Source organism: Alteribacillus sp. YIM 98480, assembly GCF_009765375.1.
GTDB lineage: Bacteria > Bacillota > Bacilli > Bacillales > Marinococcaceae > Alteribacillus.
Map to the genome: position 1 here is coordinate 169,225 of NZ_VTOK01000003.1, position 18,642 is coordinate 187,866.

At 36.5% G+C, this 18,642-nt stretch carries 14 protein-coding genes; 2 read left to right on the forward strand and 12 right to left on the reverse strand.

Annotated features, from left to right (window positions below; translation table 11 throughout):
- Positions 1-2 precede the first annotated feature (2 nt).
- The 4 genes from FZF09_RS05600 to FZF09_RS05615 all read right to left on the reverse strand — a co-directional run bounded on the left by FZF09_RS05600 (position 3) and on the right by FZF09_RS05615 (position 5,434).
- Positions 3-1,187, reverse strand: coding sequence for a restriction endonuclease subunit S (locus tag FZF09_RS05600; RefSeq protein ID WP_158735589.1), 1,185 nt, complete (start codon positions 1,185-1,187; stop codon positions 3-5).
- Positions 1,184-2,674, reverse strand: a complete 1,491-nt coding sequence (locus tag FZF09_RS05605) for a class I SAM-dependent DNA methyltransferase (RefSeq protein ID WP_158735590.1) — start codon at positions 2,672-2,674, stop codon at positions 1,184-1,186. Before FZF09_RS05605 ends, FZF09_RS05600 begins: the two co-directional genes overlap by 4 nt.
- Positions 2,675-2,816: 142 nt before the next feature.
- Positions 2,817-3,425, reverse strand: a complete 609-nt coding sequence (locus FZF09_RS05610) for a recombinase family protein (protein WP_158735591.1) — start codon at positions 3,423-3,425, stop codon at positions 2,817-2,819.
- 212 nt (positions 3,426-3,637) lie between these two features.
- On the reverse strand, positions 3,638-5,434 hold the full coding sequence (locus FZF09_RS05615) for a GmrSD restriction endonuclease domain-containing protein (RefSeq protein WP_158735592.1): 1,797 nt from the start codon (positions 5,432-5,434) through the stop codon (positions 3,638-3,640).
- Positions 5,435-5,789: 355 nt separating this feature from the next.
- Here FZF09_RS05615 and FZF09_RS05620 point away from each other — a divergent pair, with 355 nt between their 5' ends.
- Together FZF09_RS05620 and FZF09_RS05625 are read left to right on the forward strand one after the other, a co-directional pair.
- Complete coding sequence (locus FZF09_RS05620) at positions 5,790-7,091, forward strand: purine/pyrimidine permease (RefSeq protein WP_158735593.1); 1,302 nt, start codon at positions 5,790-5,792, stop codon at positions 7,089-7,091.
- Positions 7,092-7,645: 554 nt separating this feature from the next.
- Positions 7,646-8,764, forward strand: a complete 1,119-nt coding sequence (locus FZF09_RS05625; protein ID WP_158735594.1) for a CAP domain-containing protein — start codon at positions 7,646-7,648, stop codon at positions 8,762-8,764.
- 844 nt (positions 8,765-9,608) lie between these two features.
- Here FZF09_RS05625 and FZF09_RS05630 read toward each other — a convergent pair.
- The 8 genes from FZF09_RS05630 to FZF09_RS05665 form a co-directional block, all read right to left on the reverse strand.
- On the reverse strand, positions 9,609-10,421 hold the full coding sequence (locus tag FZF09_RS05630; RefSeq protein WP_158735595.1) for an SDR family NAD(P)-dependent oxidoreductase: 813 nt from the start codon (positions 10,419-10,421) through the stop codon (positions 9,609-9,611).
- A 30-nt stretch (positions 10,422-10,451) separates the two neighbouring features.
- A complete protein-coding gene (locus tag FZF09_RS05635; protein WP_158735596.1) occupies positions 10,452-11,282 on the reverse strand; it encodes a carbohydrate ABC transporter permease in 831 nt (276 codons plus the stop codon).
- Positions 11,279-12,301, reverse strand: a complete 1,023-nt coding sequence (locus FZF09_RS05640; protein ID WP_233269404.1) for a carbohydrate ABC transporter permease — start codon at positions 12,299-12,301, stop codon at positions 11,279-11,281. Before FZF09_RS05640 ends, FZF09_RS05635 begins: the two co-directional genes overlap by 4 nt.
- A gap of 5 nt (positions 12,302-12,306) precedes the next feature.
- A complete protein-coding gene (locus tag FZF09_RS05645; protein WP_158735597.1) occupies positions 12,307-13,647 on the reverse strand; it encodes an ABC transporter substrate-binding protein in 1,341 nt (446 codons plus the stop codon).
- Between the two features lie 28 nt (positions 13,648-13,675).
- Positions 13,676-15,205 carry a xylulokinase gene (gene xylB, locus FZF09_RS05650; RefSeq protein WP_158735598.1) on the reverse strand — a complete coding sequence of 510 codons (1,530 nt, stop codon included), beginning with the start codon at positions 15,203-15,205 and terminating at the stop codon, positions 13,676-13,678.
- 6 nt (positions 15,206-15,211) lie between these two features.
- Positions 15,212-16,237, reverse strand: coding sequence for a zinc-dependent alcohol dehydrogenase (locus tag FZF09_RS05655; protein WP_158735599.1), 1,026 nt, complete (start codon positions 16,235-16,237; stop codon positions 15,212-15,214).
- A 24-nt stretch (positions 16,238-16,261) separates the two neighbouring features.
- The gene (locus FZF09_RS05660) at positions 16,262-17,701 is read right to left on the reverse strand and encodes an FAD-binding oxidoreductase (protein ID WP_158735600.1); all 1,440 of its coding nucleotides are present in this window, start codon (positions 17,699-17,701) and stop codon (positions 16,262-16,264) included.
- 61 nt (positions 17,702-17,762) lie between these two features.
- Positions 17,763-18,488 (reverse strand): GntR family transcriptional regulator, encoded by a 726-nt coding sequence (locus FZF09_RS05665; RefSeq protein ID WP_158735601.1) that lies wholly within the window; start codon positions 18,486-18,488, stop codon positions 17,763-17,765.
- Positions 18,489-18,642 lie beyond the last annotated feature (154 nt).

Sequence of the window (18,642 nt, forward strand, 5' to 3'; positions counted from 1 at the left end):
GCTCACCTCACTTTATTTTTAATTAATTCTCCTTTAAATGCTCGATGGAGAAGAGATTGATAATTTTCGTCTATTCTACTGTTTGATTTTTCATAAATAGTAATTACAGAATCTATACGGTTACAGATCTTAGAAAACTTTCTTTGAACACTTATTTCTGGCAAAGGAACCGGTAATAATTTTAATTTTTTTCCGGTTAAATGAGAAATTGTTGAATGTGTTGAAAAATCTTTAAAACCATCATGCTTAGAATAAAACTTTAGCACATAAAGTAAATATTCTGGTGTTGCACGGTCATCAATAATTCTCGCACGATGAAGGGCTTTTTGGTAAAAGATATCTTTATCTCCAAATTTCCAAATGGCTGCTCTTCCTATTTCTCCACCTTCACAAATTAATATATCTCCATCCACTAATCGAAATTTTTCTTGTTCGTCTTCATCAAAATCCATTTGAGCTAAATCATCAAAATCAATGAAATCCCATTTAATATTTCGATTTGCTAAATACGGAAAGGAATCTATTCCTTTATTTTGCTTCTTGTCCAGCATTTTACCCAGTTTAGTATCACAAATATCTCCAAATAGGACCTCTTCCCACTCTTTTTGGTTTTGCATTGGATTGCCGAATAGGTGTTGAAAGTAACTCTCCTTTAGCACTTTCAGCTTACTTACAGCCATCTCTCTTAGATTTTTTATACGTAGCGCCTTATCTAGTATCTCCGCAATTCGTTTTTGCACTTCAAGAGAAGGAAGGGGAATTTCCATGTTAGAAAAATGGGTCTTATTTACAATAGAAACCGTAGTTGATGGAGCTTTGCTTTCTAATTCTTTTCTTAACCGACTACATACATAGAAACCAAATTTAGGATATACCTTATTTTCATCAAATATCACCGAGTTAATCTGTTGGTTTGTCACTAATTCTTTTCCAGCAATCCCAACTTTCCCAAGCGAACCAATACAACAGACCAAAACAGCATTCTTTGGAATAATATTTGAAACTTTCGCTCCCTCTTCAGTCAAGAATGTATTGGCCTCTTTTACTATTTTCACCTCATTAAAAGAAAGCTCAGCCGGGGTGACAAAAGGAACGTCTCCACCATAATATGATGGATTTTTTTTAGATGGTGTTTTACCTGTTACAATTCGAGCAACATCTTTAAGTGCAACTAATTCGTAACTCATTTCACCATATCCTCCAACTCGTCAAGCCCTTGTATAATCTCTTTTTCTAACTCTTTAATATCAGCGATGATTTCCTCTGGCTCTTCATATTCCACTTCTTCGTACATCACTTCTTTATAACGGTTCATGCTGAGATCGTATTCGTTCTCGCGAATTTCATCGACTGAAACAAGGAAGGATTGATCAGTACGTTTCCATTCTGTTTTTTCTGTCGTTCTATGAAAACGTTCAATTATATCTGGTATATTGTTCTCTTCATGTTTGCTCTGATCAAGCAGGGTTCTTTTGTCATCAAGAGAGTAACCATCTGCTTGCATGTCATAAAACCAAACGTCTTCCGTTCCACCATTATTTGTTTTTGTAAAAACTAATACTGCCGTCGATACTCCGGCATACGGTTTAAATACACCCGATGGCATAGAAATGACAGCTGAAAGCTTTTGATTATCTACAAGTTCTTTTCGAATATCTTTATGTGCTTTGGAGCTCCCAAAAAGAACACCATCTGGAACGATTACCGCACACCGGCCGCCAATTTTTAATAGACGTACCATAAGCGATAAAAATAAAAGTTCAGTTTTCTTTGTTTTAACTTTATTTAATAGATTGGGATTTACTTCTTCATAGTCGAGTGTCCCCTTAAACGGGGGATTAGCCAAGCATAATGTATAGGCTTCTTCTTCTATATTAGATTTTGATAGGGAATCAAGCTGTGCAATATTCGGATTTTCGATACCATGCAGCATTAAGTTCATAGCCCCAATACGAAGCATGGTTGAATCAGTGTCAAAACCATTAAACATTGTGTTATTATAATGGTCTCGCAGCTCTTTATCATTGGAAATAAAAATATCGTCATGGTGATGTTTGTACAAGTAATCAGCCGAAGACACAAGAAAACCAGCTGTACCAGACGCCGGGTCTACTATGGTATCTTTCGGTGTGGGCTTCATTAGAGCCACCATCATATCAATGATGTGACGTGGAGTACGAAACTGTCCATTCGTTCCAGACTGAGATAACTTAGACAACAAATATTCATAAAGGTCACCCAATGCATCTTTGTTTTGAGATGGAAGATCATTAAATACGTTATCAATTCCCGTTACAACCCGTTGTAAGAGTAATGGAGTTGGAATTACGAAAACTGCATTTTCAAGATGTTTACTAAAACGAGAAGACTGTTCTCTCACCTTTTTCATATGTGGAAAGACTTCATCCTTAACGATCTTAAACATGTCCTCAGACTCTTCTTCTTTAAAGTTAGACCAACGTAAATGTTTTTCATCCTCTGTATATATAGGACGTTCTATTGATTTGCCAGTAATCATGGCTTGTCTTTCCATACGGTTTTGTATATCATCTAAACCTTTAATAAATAATAAATATGTAAATTGTTCAATGACTGTTAACGGATTGGTTACTCCACCCGTCCAGAAATGTTCCCATATTTTATCGACCTTGTTCTTTACTTCACCAGTTATCATAATGATGCTCCTTTTTAATCTATCTCTATATAAATATGGTATTTGACTAGATACCTAGTTCCATATTACCATTTAATACAAGTTTCTTCATTCTAAGAAAGAATAGATTTAATTTGATTCTATTTCTATTTATAAAGACGCTTTATTGCTCATTCAATTCTCTTTTAATACTATACACAGTATTTCTTGATATCCCCACTTCCCTATGTATATCCATAACGCTCTTTCCTGTCTTTAATAATTGTACCACCCGGTCATAAATCACCTTGTCTTTCCCCGTAGCTCCTGCATGATAACGTTTCTTTCCACCCTTAAACTTCCCTCGAGCTTTAGCAATCTCGATTCCCTCACGCTGTGCGGCTCTGATGCGTTCTCGTTCTTCATCCACCATCCAAGACAACAAAGTGAGAACGATATCGGATACCAGCTGTCCTACTCCCTCAAGATCTTTGTACTTCCTTGTATCAAGAATCGGCATATTTAACACCACGATATCAATCTCTTCTTCCATTAAAGACTTCCATTCATTTCGAATATCTTCTTTATTACGACCGAAACGACTCAAATCATGAACGACCAGGACATCCCCAAAACGCATTTTCGATCTCATCTCATGATAAACAGGTCGTTTTAGATCTTTCCCAGATTGTTTTTCCTCATAAATTCGTTCACAACCAAATTCCTCTAGCTCTTTTATCTGACGAGATAAATTTTGATCTTTGGAACTTACTCTGGCATAACCAAAAATCATCTTCCTTCCTCCTACCTATTGAACAAGTCTGTTTGAACACGTGAATACCCTGATTTTATAGGATTCCGATTTGTTTGTACAGGGTGTACTCAGGTTAAACAAACTTGTAATCCCTCAACTGTAGTAAAAGTTGAAGGGTTATTTCAAAAGAGCGAGGATGCCAGATCTTAAGAGACGTATGTCTCAAACCTTTAAGTCTACTGGATTCTTTGTTATAGCCTTTCATAATATGTTCGAATCTTGTTTACTATCAGTTTTCTTCGTTCATGTAAAAATTCCTCATATTCACTGGCTTCCATATTAAAAATGGATTCTGGGATACAATTCATTTTCATATTGTTTATTAGCTCATCTACATTATCTATTTCCCCTATCAATAATTTATCATTATTTATTTGTTCCTTTACTTTACTTAGATAGGATTTAGGGGCCTCCGCTTTTATGGCTAAATTTACAGCTTGCTCTGTAAAAACATAATTCGCTATTTGGTTATATTGTCTTCTATTGTTGTAACCATTAGACTGAAGATATTTCTTTGGAAAGACATGGTGAACATCACCGCGTTCTTCAATTAAATGCTGGACCGTAATAGATTTTGAAAGAAATGCATGATCGTTATCATAGATTTGTGACATGACATATAAGTTGAAGTATGGACTGCTAGATACAGATGTGTCCAAGTTTCCTATCAAAATATTATCCCAATAAGCATCAGATAATTCGCCTGCCTCCACATTGTTTACATATGTCATAGGGTTCTCATTAGCGGCAAAACGCTTGATATCAAAATCAAACATAGATTCTGGAGAACCCGAATATCTTTCTGTCAAAATAGAAGCCACTAGCCACTTACGTACAATTTTATTTATATCCGATGCGTTTATATTCTTTTCTCTTAAAAGTAAAAACAAAGCATACGCAAAATTTAACGCATTTTGAGAACGAACTAATTTTGCGTTTATAACCCCTGCCGATTTTAGCACCATTATAAAACGCTTAAAGTTCATTTCATCAATAAATTTCAATACACCATCATAGAGCTTCTCAAAAGATTCTTCCGTAATTTCTTCCTTATATTCTCTTGTCTCAAAGTCTCTACCTGATAAGAGACTTACCAAATTTGATAATTTTCCTCGCAAAAATTTGAAAGTAAAGGCCACGCGTAATAAATCAGAATAACTAGGTTCATAAATATTAGTATTATAATCTTTTACCCACTTGATTTTATTGAAATTCTCCGTATTCGCAAATTCTATATCGTTATCTTTAATGTTGTCATAAACAGAAGGCTTTTTAATTAAGTTACAGAAATAATCAATCGTTGTACGGACTAGAGGGCCGTCATATTTATCATTCACAGATATTTTAGACATAGCAAAATCAGCTTGGCTCAAATTGACGCCTGCCGAATTAATACGGATAAAAATCTCTGTAACTACTTCTATGTCAAGGGTATGGGCCAGCTCTATAATACCAATGGAACTATACCTTACCTGGGTTAATTTCTGAATGATTTCATTTAATTCATTTCTAGAAATTTCAGGGTTTTCACTACAATAACTATCAATAAAGCCGAATGTATCGAAACCTTGTTGAAATATTTCTGCTATATCTGGAATCCACCTTTTATCTTTACGTATAGCAGGGTTTTGAACTTCAAATATTTCCTCAATAGGATGAAAAGCAATTTTTATCCGTTTTTTCTTATAGTCATGATCTACGACTTCCTTCCCTGAAATTGCTGCCATTAAAGCAGTCACACGTTGCTGGCCATCGATTAAAATCTTTTTACCGTGAGAAATCGTACCGTCTTTTAATCGTGCCTCTGGGTTTTGCCAAGTAATTATGTATCCAACTGGATAATCCTTATATAATGAGTCCATTAGATCTCTAACTTTCGCAGACTTCCATACAAACGGCCGCTGTATTTCTGGAATTGCAATAATATCTTGTTCAATCCAACTAAGAAGCGCATTTACTGTGCTGTTATTTACGTTATAATTGGACATAAAAAATCCTCCTATGTTCAAAAAAATGACGCCTTCTTTTATAGGTGGCATCATGACTTTTATTAAGGTGATCTCACTCACTTTTCTATGGTCAAGTTAAACATCACTCTTACTAATTAGTTAAGTTTTAAAAATAAGTGTTTCAATTCCTTTACGTAAAAAGTATATTATGCATGTTTTAATTTCACAAGATAGATTCCCAAGAAAAACTAGTAATTTCTAAAATTATCCAAAACTTAGGGCTCTCCGGGCTGCTAAAGTTCGACCAGGGTAATAGTTACTTCCTTTATGTACGTTCTATTTTTTGTTGTGATAAACTGTACAAGTATGATAGAAAACAGGTGGAGGGAGTCTTGTGAAGGTTATTATGTCTTCCTTGCAATGGGCCGCTTTCATCTTAGCGGGGGCGGTTGTCGTTCCAATCGTGATTGGAGAGGCATTCGATATGTCTTCTCTTGAGATATCATCCTTCCTGCAGCGGACACTATTCGTTTTAGGTGTTGCTGGATTGCTGCAAGTCCTTCTTGGCCACCGTCTTCCTTTAATGGAAGGTCCTGCTGGATTATGGTGGGGCATTTTTATTGTCTACGCCGGTCTTGTTTCTTCTGGCGGACTTTCTGGGGAAAGCGCTCTTCGCCAGCTCGAAGCGGGTATGCTGATCAGCGGTACGCTTTTTCTTATAGCTGGTTTTTTTCGTTGGATTGATGCTATCAAACAATTATTCACTCCGCTCGTAACCGGTACCTATTTGATTCTTCTTGTTTCCCAATTGAGCGGCTCGTTTATTCAAGGGATTTTAGGGATCGGCTATTTCACAGACAGAGTGGACCCGCGGGTCGCTTTGCCAGCTATTGGCGTTTTAATATTTACCATTTTATTGTCCAAGTCAAGCATTCCATTTGTTCGCAGTTACTCCATTTTAATTAGTTTAATTACCGGCTGGATTGTCTTCTATTTGCTTCGTCTCACGAAGACTCCTTCTGCGCCGGCAGAGATATTTTCCCTGCCACAACCGCTGGCTTTTGGGCCGCCCGAACTATCTAGCGGCATCATTCTTTCCGCTATCATGACAGCCATGCTTTTGTTAACGAATATGATCGCAAGCATGAAGGTCGTAGAAAACGTCATTCTAGCCCAAACTGAGACAAGGGAAGACCCCGATTACAATCGGGCCAGCATTATTACCGGCGTGAATCAATGGTTGAGCGGCCTCTTTGCTGCAGTCGGGAACGTTCCTATTTCGGCAACGGCCGGATTTTTGCTGACCACGAAAACGATGGAACGCCTTCCTTTTATCATCGGAAGTCTTATCGTTATCTTTATCAGCTTTTTTCCATTGTTTACAACCTTTGCTGCCAATTTACCGCCCCCTCTCGGATATGCGGTTATATTCATTACGATTGCAAGCCTCGTCTCCCTCGGAATACGTGAGTATTATTCATTGAAAATGACGGAACAAGAGCTTTTCATTATATCTCTTTCTCTCATGATCGGGATTGGAAGCTTATTTGTTCCTGGGGAAACACTCGCACATTTGCCGAGCAGCGTCATGTCGATTGCAAACAACGGTCTCATTCTCGGTACACTCACTTGCCTTGTCCTTGAGCAGATTTATCGAGGCTTAAATAGAAGAAAAGAGCGCAAGAAATCTGCCTAAGGAACGGGCTGAGAACCTGTTGTGGTAACATTTCACAACAGGTTTTATAATTCCTTAACATACCAAGTTCATCTGTTTCGTCTTCTAGTAAACCTATCCGATCATTCTATCCATTCCAATATGGGCTGACCATATTAAACCATTTCCTAAGACAGTATGGTTTAATAATAGTAATCCAATGATAATAACACCAACCGATAATTTTTGTGTTAAATCATTAAGCTTTTTATTCTTTAAAATATTCTTGACATCAAGGTAACTCTAGCTATTAATATATTAGATAACTGATTATTTCCATTGAACGCCTTCACTTCTTGCGTTAGACTGGAAGGATTTTTCATTCATTTGGTTTGTATTGTTAACTCAACACGTTTTTTATTGTAAGCATGAAATCCAGTACGTATAATGCTTAAGGTAATTAAGTTCATCATGACTAATTTTCATAACCAGTCTGAACAAGTGCTGCCTATTTATCCAACTCAGAAGTTGACAATATGAAATTTCCATCCTATTCGTATGGAAAAAGTTAAAATTTTAAATTGGAGAGTGCTGCTGTGAAACGGCTTATTTTGATAGTAACGATTGTATTTATCGGGTACGTTTCAAAGTCATTATGGGAAGAACCAGTTCAACATATTATTCCTTCTTCTTTAAAGGATTCATTTCGTTATACCGTCGATTCCATAAACGAAAATCCAGATTTTCAATCGACGCTAGAAACCATTAACCAGCAATTGAATTCCCTGTTAGCGTCGTTTAATCATTCACCATCAGAACCAAGAGATCCAAACATTGAAACACCAAACTTAACATCTCCTGAAAATCAACTATTTTCGATTCATAATATCGAATTAGGCGACTCAAGAGCTGAAATTGAACAGGAAACAGGTAAGCCAAAGCGGACTTCTAAAAATGAATACGGGCTAAACTGGGAAGCTTATCATGAAAACTATCAAAATTATATAATGGTTGCTTATGATGAAGAAAATGTCGTTCGAGGCCTTTATACGAACCAAGATTTGATTGCCTCTTCCATCGGAATAGCACAGGACAGTTCAAAACAAATGGTTCAAGAACAACTAGGTACTCCTGAGTCGACTATGAAAAAGGGAGTAATTAATTATGAGATTAGTAGTGATGGGCAATATGATGTATTCCACCTCGACAACAGCTATACTACTATATTTTATGATAAGCACGAAGACAATACGGTTACAGCGATCCAAATCATTGATGAAACCCTAGAACAAAACAAAGATGCTCTTTATACCAATTCAAGTCCTCAGCTAAAAGAAGGTTTTGAATTTCAGTTATTTGATTTAACAAACGCTTCAAGAGAAAAACACGATCTTCCCATTTTAGCATGGGATAATCACGCGAGAGAAACGGCTCGTGATCATAGCTTAGATATGGCGGAAAATCAATATTTCGGCCATACAAATTTACAAGGCCAATCTCCATTTGATCGTATGAAAGAAGATAATATTCGTTTTACTACGGCTGGTGAAAACCTAGCATATGGCCAATCCAGCAGCATCTTTGCCCACGAAGGGCTGATGAATTCCTTAGGACACCGAGAAAACATCCTTCAGCAAAATTTTGATTATTTAGGGGTCGGACTGGCATTTAATAACGATTCACACCCTTATTTTACGGAGATTTTTTATAGATAGTGATTTCTCTGCTCAATAGAAGTTGAATTAAACGTACAAAACTCGGTGTTCATCCCTTCCTAATAAACGCATTTTCCGGCAATTTGCCAGCAGGCTTTTTCGTGATTGTTATGGGTACGTTTTTAAGCTCATGATGCTTCCTCGACTATTCAAGATTAGGGGCGCTTTTCGGTTATCGAAAAAAGCATTTCAATATACAACCTAATCATTCAAACATCTAATCAAAACCAGGTTTCAGATCTTCTTCAATGGTCTCTGTTAACTCTGTATTAACGTTACCTGGAAAGACGTTTGTTGTACAAATATTGTGTCCCCTCCGTTGCTGCTTCTTGACGCAAACCTTCTGTTATAGCTCTTGCCGCAAATTGCGTACCGTTGTAGACAAACCCCTCCTGGATTCAATTGATGTCCTGCAATCGAAGAAATATTAATGACGTGTCCTGTTTTTTTCACTTATAGTCAAGGAATTAAGTAAATGCCAATAAGAAAAATTCATTTAAATAAAAAGTGAAGGTAGAAACGTGGTATTATAAAGAGGAATATGGCCAAAGCAAATAAAAATGCGGAAAATCCACGGAGAAAACTTTTCCGAAAAAGAAAGAGGTGAACCCATTTAACCCCTGTGAATATTCTAGTCTTCCCAACCCAATTTAAAACGCCTGATATCTTCAGATAAATCTAAAACGTTTCGATTTTGAAGTTATCCAAAAGCATCCCCTCATCAGATTATGTGAAGAAGAAATGCTTCTTTTCGATATACCCTTTTTTGACTGTTCCCCAAATGATTAAATATCCCCCTTTTATTTTTCTAATAGATGAATAAAACACATTCAAAATGTATCTTTTAACCATCTTTATCTCTTTGCACATGGAAATTTGGCGGAAAGGTGTTTGTTAACCCATTATCAATAAAGATTTCTTGACCACTTATTCCTTTTGCTAGCGTACTAGACAAAAAAAGACAGGTAAAAGCAATCTCTTCTGTTTCAATAAATCTGTTTTGTGGAACATAACTTAGAATAGCTTCAGTTGCTTCGTCCACATTAAGATTATGAATTCGAGATATATTTTCCACCAATTTGGCTTTCATTGGAGTATTTGTCCAACCTGGACAAATAGCATTAACGGTAATACCTTCATTTGCTAGTTCAAGTGCCCAAACTTTGGTTAAATTTGAAACGGCTGCCTTTGTTGATGAATACAAACTATAAGTTTCAAGACCAATCCTAGATGTCATTGAAGATAGATTTATTATTCTTCCCCCGTTAATTTCTTTCATTTTATTCAAAATATGTTTGGTAACTAACATCGTTCCTTTAACGTTAATGTCATAAATATTGTCAATATCATCAGGTGTTAGTTGATTAATTTTAGATTTCAAAATAATTCCAGCGTTGTTAATTAAAATATTTATATGCTTTGGGCCAGCTTTCATTGCTTCTTTAATCATACTTTCATCTGTAACATTAACTAATAAATATTTATACTGGCTGGGATAATTCTTTTTTAAATGCTCTACCGATTCATTATGATTAATATCCCAATTGATAACTGAAGCACCGGCATTAAGAAATGCTTTACTTATTTCGAATCCAATTCCACTGCTTGCCCCGGTAATAAGAACATTTTTATTCTCCACATCAAAGTGGTTAAGCATAAGAAAACCCTCTTCCTTTAAAATAGTAGGTTATCCTTTTACAGCCCCAGATGTTAATCCTTTAATGAAATATTTGGTTACGAAAGAAAACAAAATAACCATTGGCACTATTATCATAGCAGCTCCCGCCATAAGTTCACTTTGCTGCAGAGAAGTAGATTCTTTAATTGCTGCCAAACCTACCGGTATCGTTTTGTTTCCCTCGGAAGATACTATCATTAGTCCAAACGTATAATCAGTAAACGAAACGATGAACGAAAATACACCTACACTAATGACACCCGGGATTAAGAGAGGAAAAATGACAAGGAGTAATGCTTGAACACGGCTAGCTCCATCCACCCAAGCGCTTTCTTCTAAATCAAATGGCACCGTTTTCAAGAAACTGTTTAACATCCAGACACCAAACGGTAATGTGATAGCTATATGGGCTAATGACAACCCTATTAATGTATCTTCTATACCTAGGGAAATGAAAATGCCAAGTAACGGAATTGCAATTAACATCGGAGGAAGCATATAACCTACTAGCATACTATTTAATAATAAATTTTTTCCTTTAAACCTAAACCGAGTTAAAATATACGCAATGAAAGTCGAAGCGATTATCGTTATACATGTAGTACTGCCTGCTACAATAAAACTGTTTTTATAGTAAACTGGAAAATTAGTTGTATTCCACATATTTATAAAGTAGGTTACATCAAAATTTGTGGGCCAAAGAACAGTGCTTTGTTCAAAAAATCCTGGGTTGCCTCGTAATGGTGAGATAATAATCCAATAGATGGGAAAAAAAGAGTATACCAGCACTAAAAAAGCAAGTACATAAAGTGCTACTTTCGATAATTTAAGTTTTTTCACAACCTTTCATTCCTTTCATGCAGACTCTGATTATGCATCTCAATTTTTTTATTATGCTTATACTTCCTTTTTTTAGAGGTTAGCTTCTCTGGAGCTTCTTGGGTTATTTTTAAATAAATGAGCATAATTATTAGCATTATTACTGCGGATGATACCGCTACCGTCGCGCCGTAGCCTACTCTGTTTAAATTAAATGTATTTAAATATGTGTATATCGGTAAGGTTTCTGTACGTTCTAATGGCCCCCCACCAGTTAACAACCACATAAGATCAAATTTATTGAACATCCATAAACCTCGGAGTAATACAATTGTAATCAAAATATCTTTCATCATCGGTAACGTAATCAGCCAAAATTGCTGCCATGAGTTAGCCCCATCTAATCTTGCACTTTCATATAATTCATTGGAAATGGTTTGTAGTCCAGAAAGGAAAACAAGGGTAACAAAAGGAGTCCATGTCCATACAGATAGTAATACTGCCGTGAACATAGCCATGTTTGCAGATAAGAAATGAACCCCACCAAATCCAAATAATCCAATAACGTAATTTACAACCCCAAAATTAGTGTCTAATATCCACTCCCAACCAATAGTAACGACTATTACTGGAATGATATAAGGTACGACTGAGACTCCTCGAAGAAAATCTCGCCCTTTAAAATGCTGATTTAGTATAAGAGCAATAATAATACCTACCACAATTTGTAATGAAACAGCTGAAAAAGCATAGATAAAGGTCTGCCACACATCACGCCAAAACCTTTGATCCTGTATCAAGGCAACATAATTATCAAATAGAACAAACGTCGGCTGTCCTACAAAACTGGAAGCTTCATAAAAACTATAGCTAACTGCAAAACCTGAAGGTACGACAGTCACTACTGTAAACACAGTAAGGCCAGGTACAAGGAATGCTAGTATTAAAGGTACGTCGCGCTTGTTAATTCTGCGTTCGATGGAAAACCCCCCCTTATATTTGAAAGAAGACCAGTCATTTATTACAGACCAGCCTTCCACAATTGTTACTGGTTAACTAATTGTCTTATTTCTTCAGCAATATCATCTACTGCTTGCTCAGGTTCTTCCTCATTGATAGTCACTTTTTGAAATAACTTTGGAATTAGGAAGCTTTCAAATATTTCACCTGGACGTGCATCTGTCTCAGGACCGTCCGTATCAATAGAATGAAGGTCAGCTTCCTGAAGCAGCTCATACTGTGGTTCAACTCCCGATTCCCAATACTTACTAATTATAGAATCATCACGCCACTCTTCGTCATTATAAATAGATTCCTGAGCTGGAAAATAATGAACCCCATCCGTATGCATAAAATCGTATAACTTCTCTTCATAAAACCATTTAACAAAATCTTTTGTATCTTCTGTGTGGTCTGATTCTAATACTGCCATGGCATCATATCCTAATGTCGCTGCTATCCCATCACCATCTTTTTTAGGAATACCAAATACCTCAAAATCATCTGCAAGTTCAGGATTGTTTCGCTCTAATATATCTACTAATCTCCCTGAATAGAAAGTCATACCAACTTGACCACTAATAAAGGCTTCAGTCATTTCTGCATAAGATGCGCTCTGTGCTTCTGCGGGCATATAAGAATATAGATCTTTTAACAACTCAAGAGATTCAACAACTTTAGGCTTCATCTCATCTGAGTCCAGGATCACATTCCAATCATCATCGAAAATACGAACATCATTAGCCCACAAGAGACTACTTGTAATCCAATTAGTTGCCCCATCAGATTTTAATGGCATCATTAAGCCATATTGATTTTCTTCTTTATTGGTTAGTTCTTCTGCAACATTTATAAACTCATCCCAATCCGTTGGAACAGATAATCCTTTTTCTTCTAACCAATCCTTTCGCACATATCCATATGCAAGATTATAATCATAGGGAATCCAATACGTTTCCCCGTCAATTGGAAACAAAATGTGACCATCGTAAAAATCCTCTTCTCCTCCTAAACTCTCAATGATATCATCTACTGGTGCTAATTTGCCTTCCTCTTCTAATATGGAGATATGGCCAATAAACCCCGTTAAAAAAGCATCATATTGAGCCGAAGTGCCATGTGTAGCATTGATTTTTGTAAAGATATCAGCAAGAGGGACCGCTTCGGCTTCTACCTTAATTCCAAACTCTTCCTCGTATTCTTCTCCTGCTTCATTTAACACATCCATCGCTTTATCATCTGTCTCAGCAGAAGCAATACGAATTACTTTCTCATCTTCACTTGAAGAACTTGTGTTTCCTTCACTTGGTTCAGAAGATCCTAAACAACCAGAAAGAAATGTCAACAATATAGCTAGAAGAAAACCAAAAGATAATTTATTTTTCACTTTCAAACCCCCTAATTGGCATAATATTTTAACAATTTAAAAGGTTTTTTTGCATATTGGAGAGACAATGAGTCAAATCATACGTTCGAGAATGAAGTTTCTGATAAATATCAAACATCTCATCATATACTTTAAAGTTTTTAGAATTTGGGGAAATTCGAGTTTTAACAGACTGTGTAGAAAAAACTGCTTCTTGAAAAGTGTTGAACCAACCAATTCTCTGGCCTGCGAGTAATGCAACCCCAAAGGAAGCATCACTGATTAAAGGCACCTCCAATTCCACTTTTAATATATCAGCTAAAATTTGCACCCACTCCCGTCCCTTACTTCCACCTCCTATAACTCGCATTTTTTCAGCGACGAAATCTGGAAATTGCAATTGACAATCTCGAAGCGAAAAACCAACTCCTTCTAGCACAGCTCTTGCAAAATGACCACGAGTATGCCGTGCTGTACATCCAAAAAAACTGCCCCTTAAATGTGGATCCCAGTGAGGTGAGCGTTCTCCATTTAAATATGGTTGAAAAATTAATCCTTCAGACCCCGGCTTTACTTGTTCAATGTGTTTCATTATTTCTGGATAAACAGAGTCTACCTTCATATTTTCTTCAAATTCTTTATAAAAATTTTCCTTAAACCAACGAAAAGAAGCAGCAGAAAAATTAGTAGCACTATTCTGATAATATAAATTGTCAATTAAGTGATGATACGTTGTGAGTTTTTTATTCTGTGTCACCTTAGAGGAAACCACAGTAAAATTACCTGCTGTTGCTAGTTTTATAACTCCATCTCCTTCGGCTAAGGTTCCGCATCCAAATACTTCTGCAGCTGTATCAGCTGTTCCTATAATAATTTTAACCCCACTTGATAACCCTAAAATATTGACCATGTCCTGACACATTTCTCCGCACATAGTAGTCGGAGTATATACTGACGGAAGTACTTTCGGATTTAAATCGATCAATGAGAGTAAAGAAGATGACCATTCTTGTTTCGTAATATCAAATAACATGGACCCTTCTGCCTCGATGTAATCTGTGCCTATTTCTCCTGAGAATCGATATCGGACATAATCTTTCATAAAAAGAATTTGATCAACTTGTTTATAATTTTCTGGCTCATTCTGTTTCAACCATAGCAAATGACAAAGCGTCCAAGTAGGGTTAGGTGCATTATATGTTATTTCGTAAATCTGCTCTCCAAATTCTAATTTTAATTGATTAGCTTGCTCCGCCGTTCGCTGATCATTCCACATAATCGCTGGACGAATCACATTACCTTCTTTGTCAAGCAGTACCGCAACATGGTGTGGAGCAGAAAAAGACATTGCTTTAATGTTTTTTTTCTCTGACGTAGAGAATTTACAGAGAGCTTTAGATATAGCTTTTAATGCCGCATCAATCCATTGTTCCGGATTTTGTTCGACCCAGCCAGGAAAAGGATAATTCGATGGATAACTTACATACGCTTCTGAAACGATGTTCCCATCCGATCGAATGCAAGTGACTTTACACCCTCCTGACCCATGATCTATCCCTAATACATATTGATCTTTCATTTTCTATCATCCCTCATTTTCAAAATCAATTAAGATTTTTATTACTTCCTCTCTGCGATCTATAGCTCGGAAACCGTTTTCAATCACAGTCTCTAATGATTCTATTCTGCTTATAAGAGGGTGCGGATTAAACTTACCTGATTGCATTAGTTGTAAAGCCTCTACGTAGTCTTCCTTCTTGTACACTCTCGTTCCGATCATATTTATTTCTTTAGCTACTATTCGATAAGTATCTATTGTAGCTGGCTTTTTTGGTAGACCTGCTACCACGACTGTTCCTTTCACCCCCGTGGCTTCAATACAAGTTATAAGTCCTGTATCGGTTCCAGTTGCTTCTATTGAAATATCTGCTCCCCGCTTATCCGTTTTATCCTCTAATGTTTCAATGACACTTTCCTTATTTGGATTAATGACTTCAAAACCAAACTCTTCTGCTGTCCGAATACGAAAATCTTCAATTTCAGAAATAAACACACGAGCTCCTTTTATGCGTGCGACGAAGGCAGATATTAATCCAATTGGTCCTCCTCCAACTATCAAAACATTTTGGCCGTCGGTTATTTCAGCTTTTTGAGCGAGATGTACACAAACTGCAAGCGGTTCTACAAATGCGGCAGCTTTCAATGAGATATTATCGGTAAGTTTATACACATTTTCTTCTGGAACACAAATATAGCCTGCCATTGCACCATCACTATCAATTCCTATTAAATTAAGGGAAGAACATAGATTATACTCTCCTATTTGACACCCATTACATCGTCCACAGGTTATTAATGGTTCAACTGTCACTTTATCACCTTTATGAAACTTACTCTCTAAACCAACAGTTTCAACCGTCCCAGAGAATTCGTGGCCCAATATAACTGGAGGTCTTACTCTGTTTTCCATGCCGCCATGATAACAAAGCATATCAGTTCCACATATACCAGCATAAGCTAATTTTATTAATACTTCTCCATGGTTTGGTTGCGGAATTGGTTTATCTTCAATAGTAAGCTGATTTGGCCCTTTGTAAACTAACGCTTTCATACCTTTTTTATCCTCCTTTAATATTTACCAATATCCAAAACCTAGTTTTCCAGGGTTCATTATCCCTTTTTTATCTATCACTTTTTTTATATCAAATAGTACATCATACATTTCTCCATACAGTTCAGGCATGAGCCATCCTAACTTAAATCCGATACCATGATGTTCATTTAATAAAGCACCATTTTCCATATTTACTCGTGAGCAGTCAGCCCATATTTGATTATGCAAACGAAATGTTTCCTTTGCATCTTTGGGAGGTTGTTTAATATAGAAACGATCGTAAATCATTGTGCCCCATGGATACCAATGAGAAAAATGAGCCATATATTCAGCATTCCATTTTTTATATTTCTCTTCTATTAACTTCTTTTTTTCGTCATACAAATTGTGTATCTTGTCATAGGTAGTGATCGTTTCGACTGTGCCATAAAGCAATGGATAGGACGGTTGTAGTGGCGGTCGATAAAAATCATACCGGGTTTCCCACCAATATTCGCCTAGTTCCTTCCCTAAGTCAGTGCCTTTGTTTCTTTTACAAACATAAATAATTTTATTCATCTGTAATTCTGCTATATCCTTAAACCCGTCTGTCATAATGACCATATTTATACCTTCTACGTCCATACCGGTTCCTTTTAAAGATTTTTCTGTTGATCCAGGGTCGTATAATCGAATAACCGCAGGTGTAAGACGATTCAACATAATTTCTCTTCCTGCTTCAATGCCATCGTGGATATTTCTAAAATTAACCATTCGAAAAAAACGGGCTTCTGGAAGGGGATCAAGTCGCATTCTGATTTTGGTGATAACACCCAGAGTTCCTTCTGATCCAACAAATAATTGGAGAAGTCCAGGACCACACGCATGGCTCGGTACAGGAAGAGTTTCAACAATTTTTCCGTCTGGTAGTACCACTTCTACGGACATTACGATATCTTCCGCTTTTCCATATTTAGTAGACATGACACCTGAGCCTCTAGCTGCTAAATACCCACCAAGTGTAGCTGTGTCAACAGATGAAGGATAATGAGAAAGCATTAAGCCATGCTCATTTAACGTATTTTCCAGTAAACGTCCATTTATGCCTGGTTGAGCCGTAAGCACATAAGAGGTTTTATCTATATCGATAATCTCGTCCATTCTTGTAACATCTAGTAATATACCTCCATACATCGTCGCAGCTCCACCCTGGGTTCCAGAACCACCACCACGAGGTACTACGGGTACTTTATAAACGTGACAAGTTTTCATCACTTTAGAAACTTCCTTTGTTGTTCTTGGTCTTACTATAAAATAAGGCATTGGAATTTCTTCATTCTTCTCTTTCCACATATACGTTAACCAATATTGATCCATAGTCTTCTCTTTTTGTTCATCTGTAACATCGACAACATATTCAGACCCTACAGCGTCTTCCAGTTCACTTCTAAACATCTCGAGTGCATATCCTTTAAGTTTCAATTTACTCACTCCTATAGAACAATAACGTATATTCGTCTATACAACTTTTATAAAAAAATACTTAGTTTGACAAGCTAACGGTATATGAAAACTTATCTCCTCGAAAATACGAATGTAGCATTTCCACAGGAGTTTGATCTTCTAGGTAAGAAACTCTTTCAAAAAAGAAAAATGGAATTGTTTCTGGGATATCAATGGTCTTTGCAACATTTTCATCCATTACAGCCTCCATACGCTGTTCAGCATATGCTAAAGGCTTGTTAATTTCTTTTAAATAGGAGTAAAGGGATTCTTTTTCTAAATCGACTTTATTAAAATCAGGAACCAGGTACACTGGAACCACCAGATTCTGCAGACCATATGGCACTCCGTCGACGTACCTTATTCTTTTTACTGCAAAGACTTGATTTATTTTTCTTATATTTAAACTATTACACTCTTTTTCCGTTGGTTTTCTTTTATTAAAACTCACTATTTTTGCCGTAGGATGTAAACCCATTTCTTTTATATCCTGATGAAAACCAGTAATTTTATTTAAACTTCTCTCTAATTTTCTCCGTCCAACAAAAGCACCTTTTCCATGAACCCTGTATACCAATCCTTCATTGACCAGTTCTGTTACCGCTTGTCTTGCTGTCATCCTTGAAACTCCATAATCGTTACCAATTTCATCTTCAGTCGGAATTTTATCTCCTTGTTCGTAATGACCTAATAAAATCATTTTCCTGATGTTTTGTGCTATTTGTATATAAATCGGGGTAAAACCCTTTTTTTCTGTATTAAGCATATTGTAATTTTCCTTTCTAATCGACATCCAACATTTTCTATTGAGCTGTAAACCCTCCATCCCAAATCCCTATTTCATCCATATCACTAATTACAACTTTGCACCTCTTCAGCTAATTTTTACATAACACTCCTCAATTCCATTCGCTTCTCCA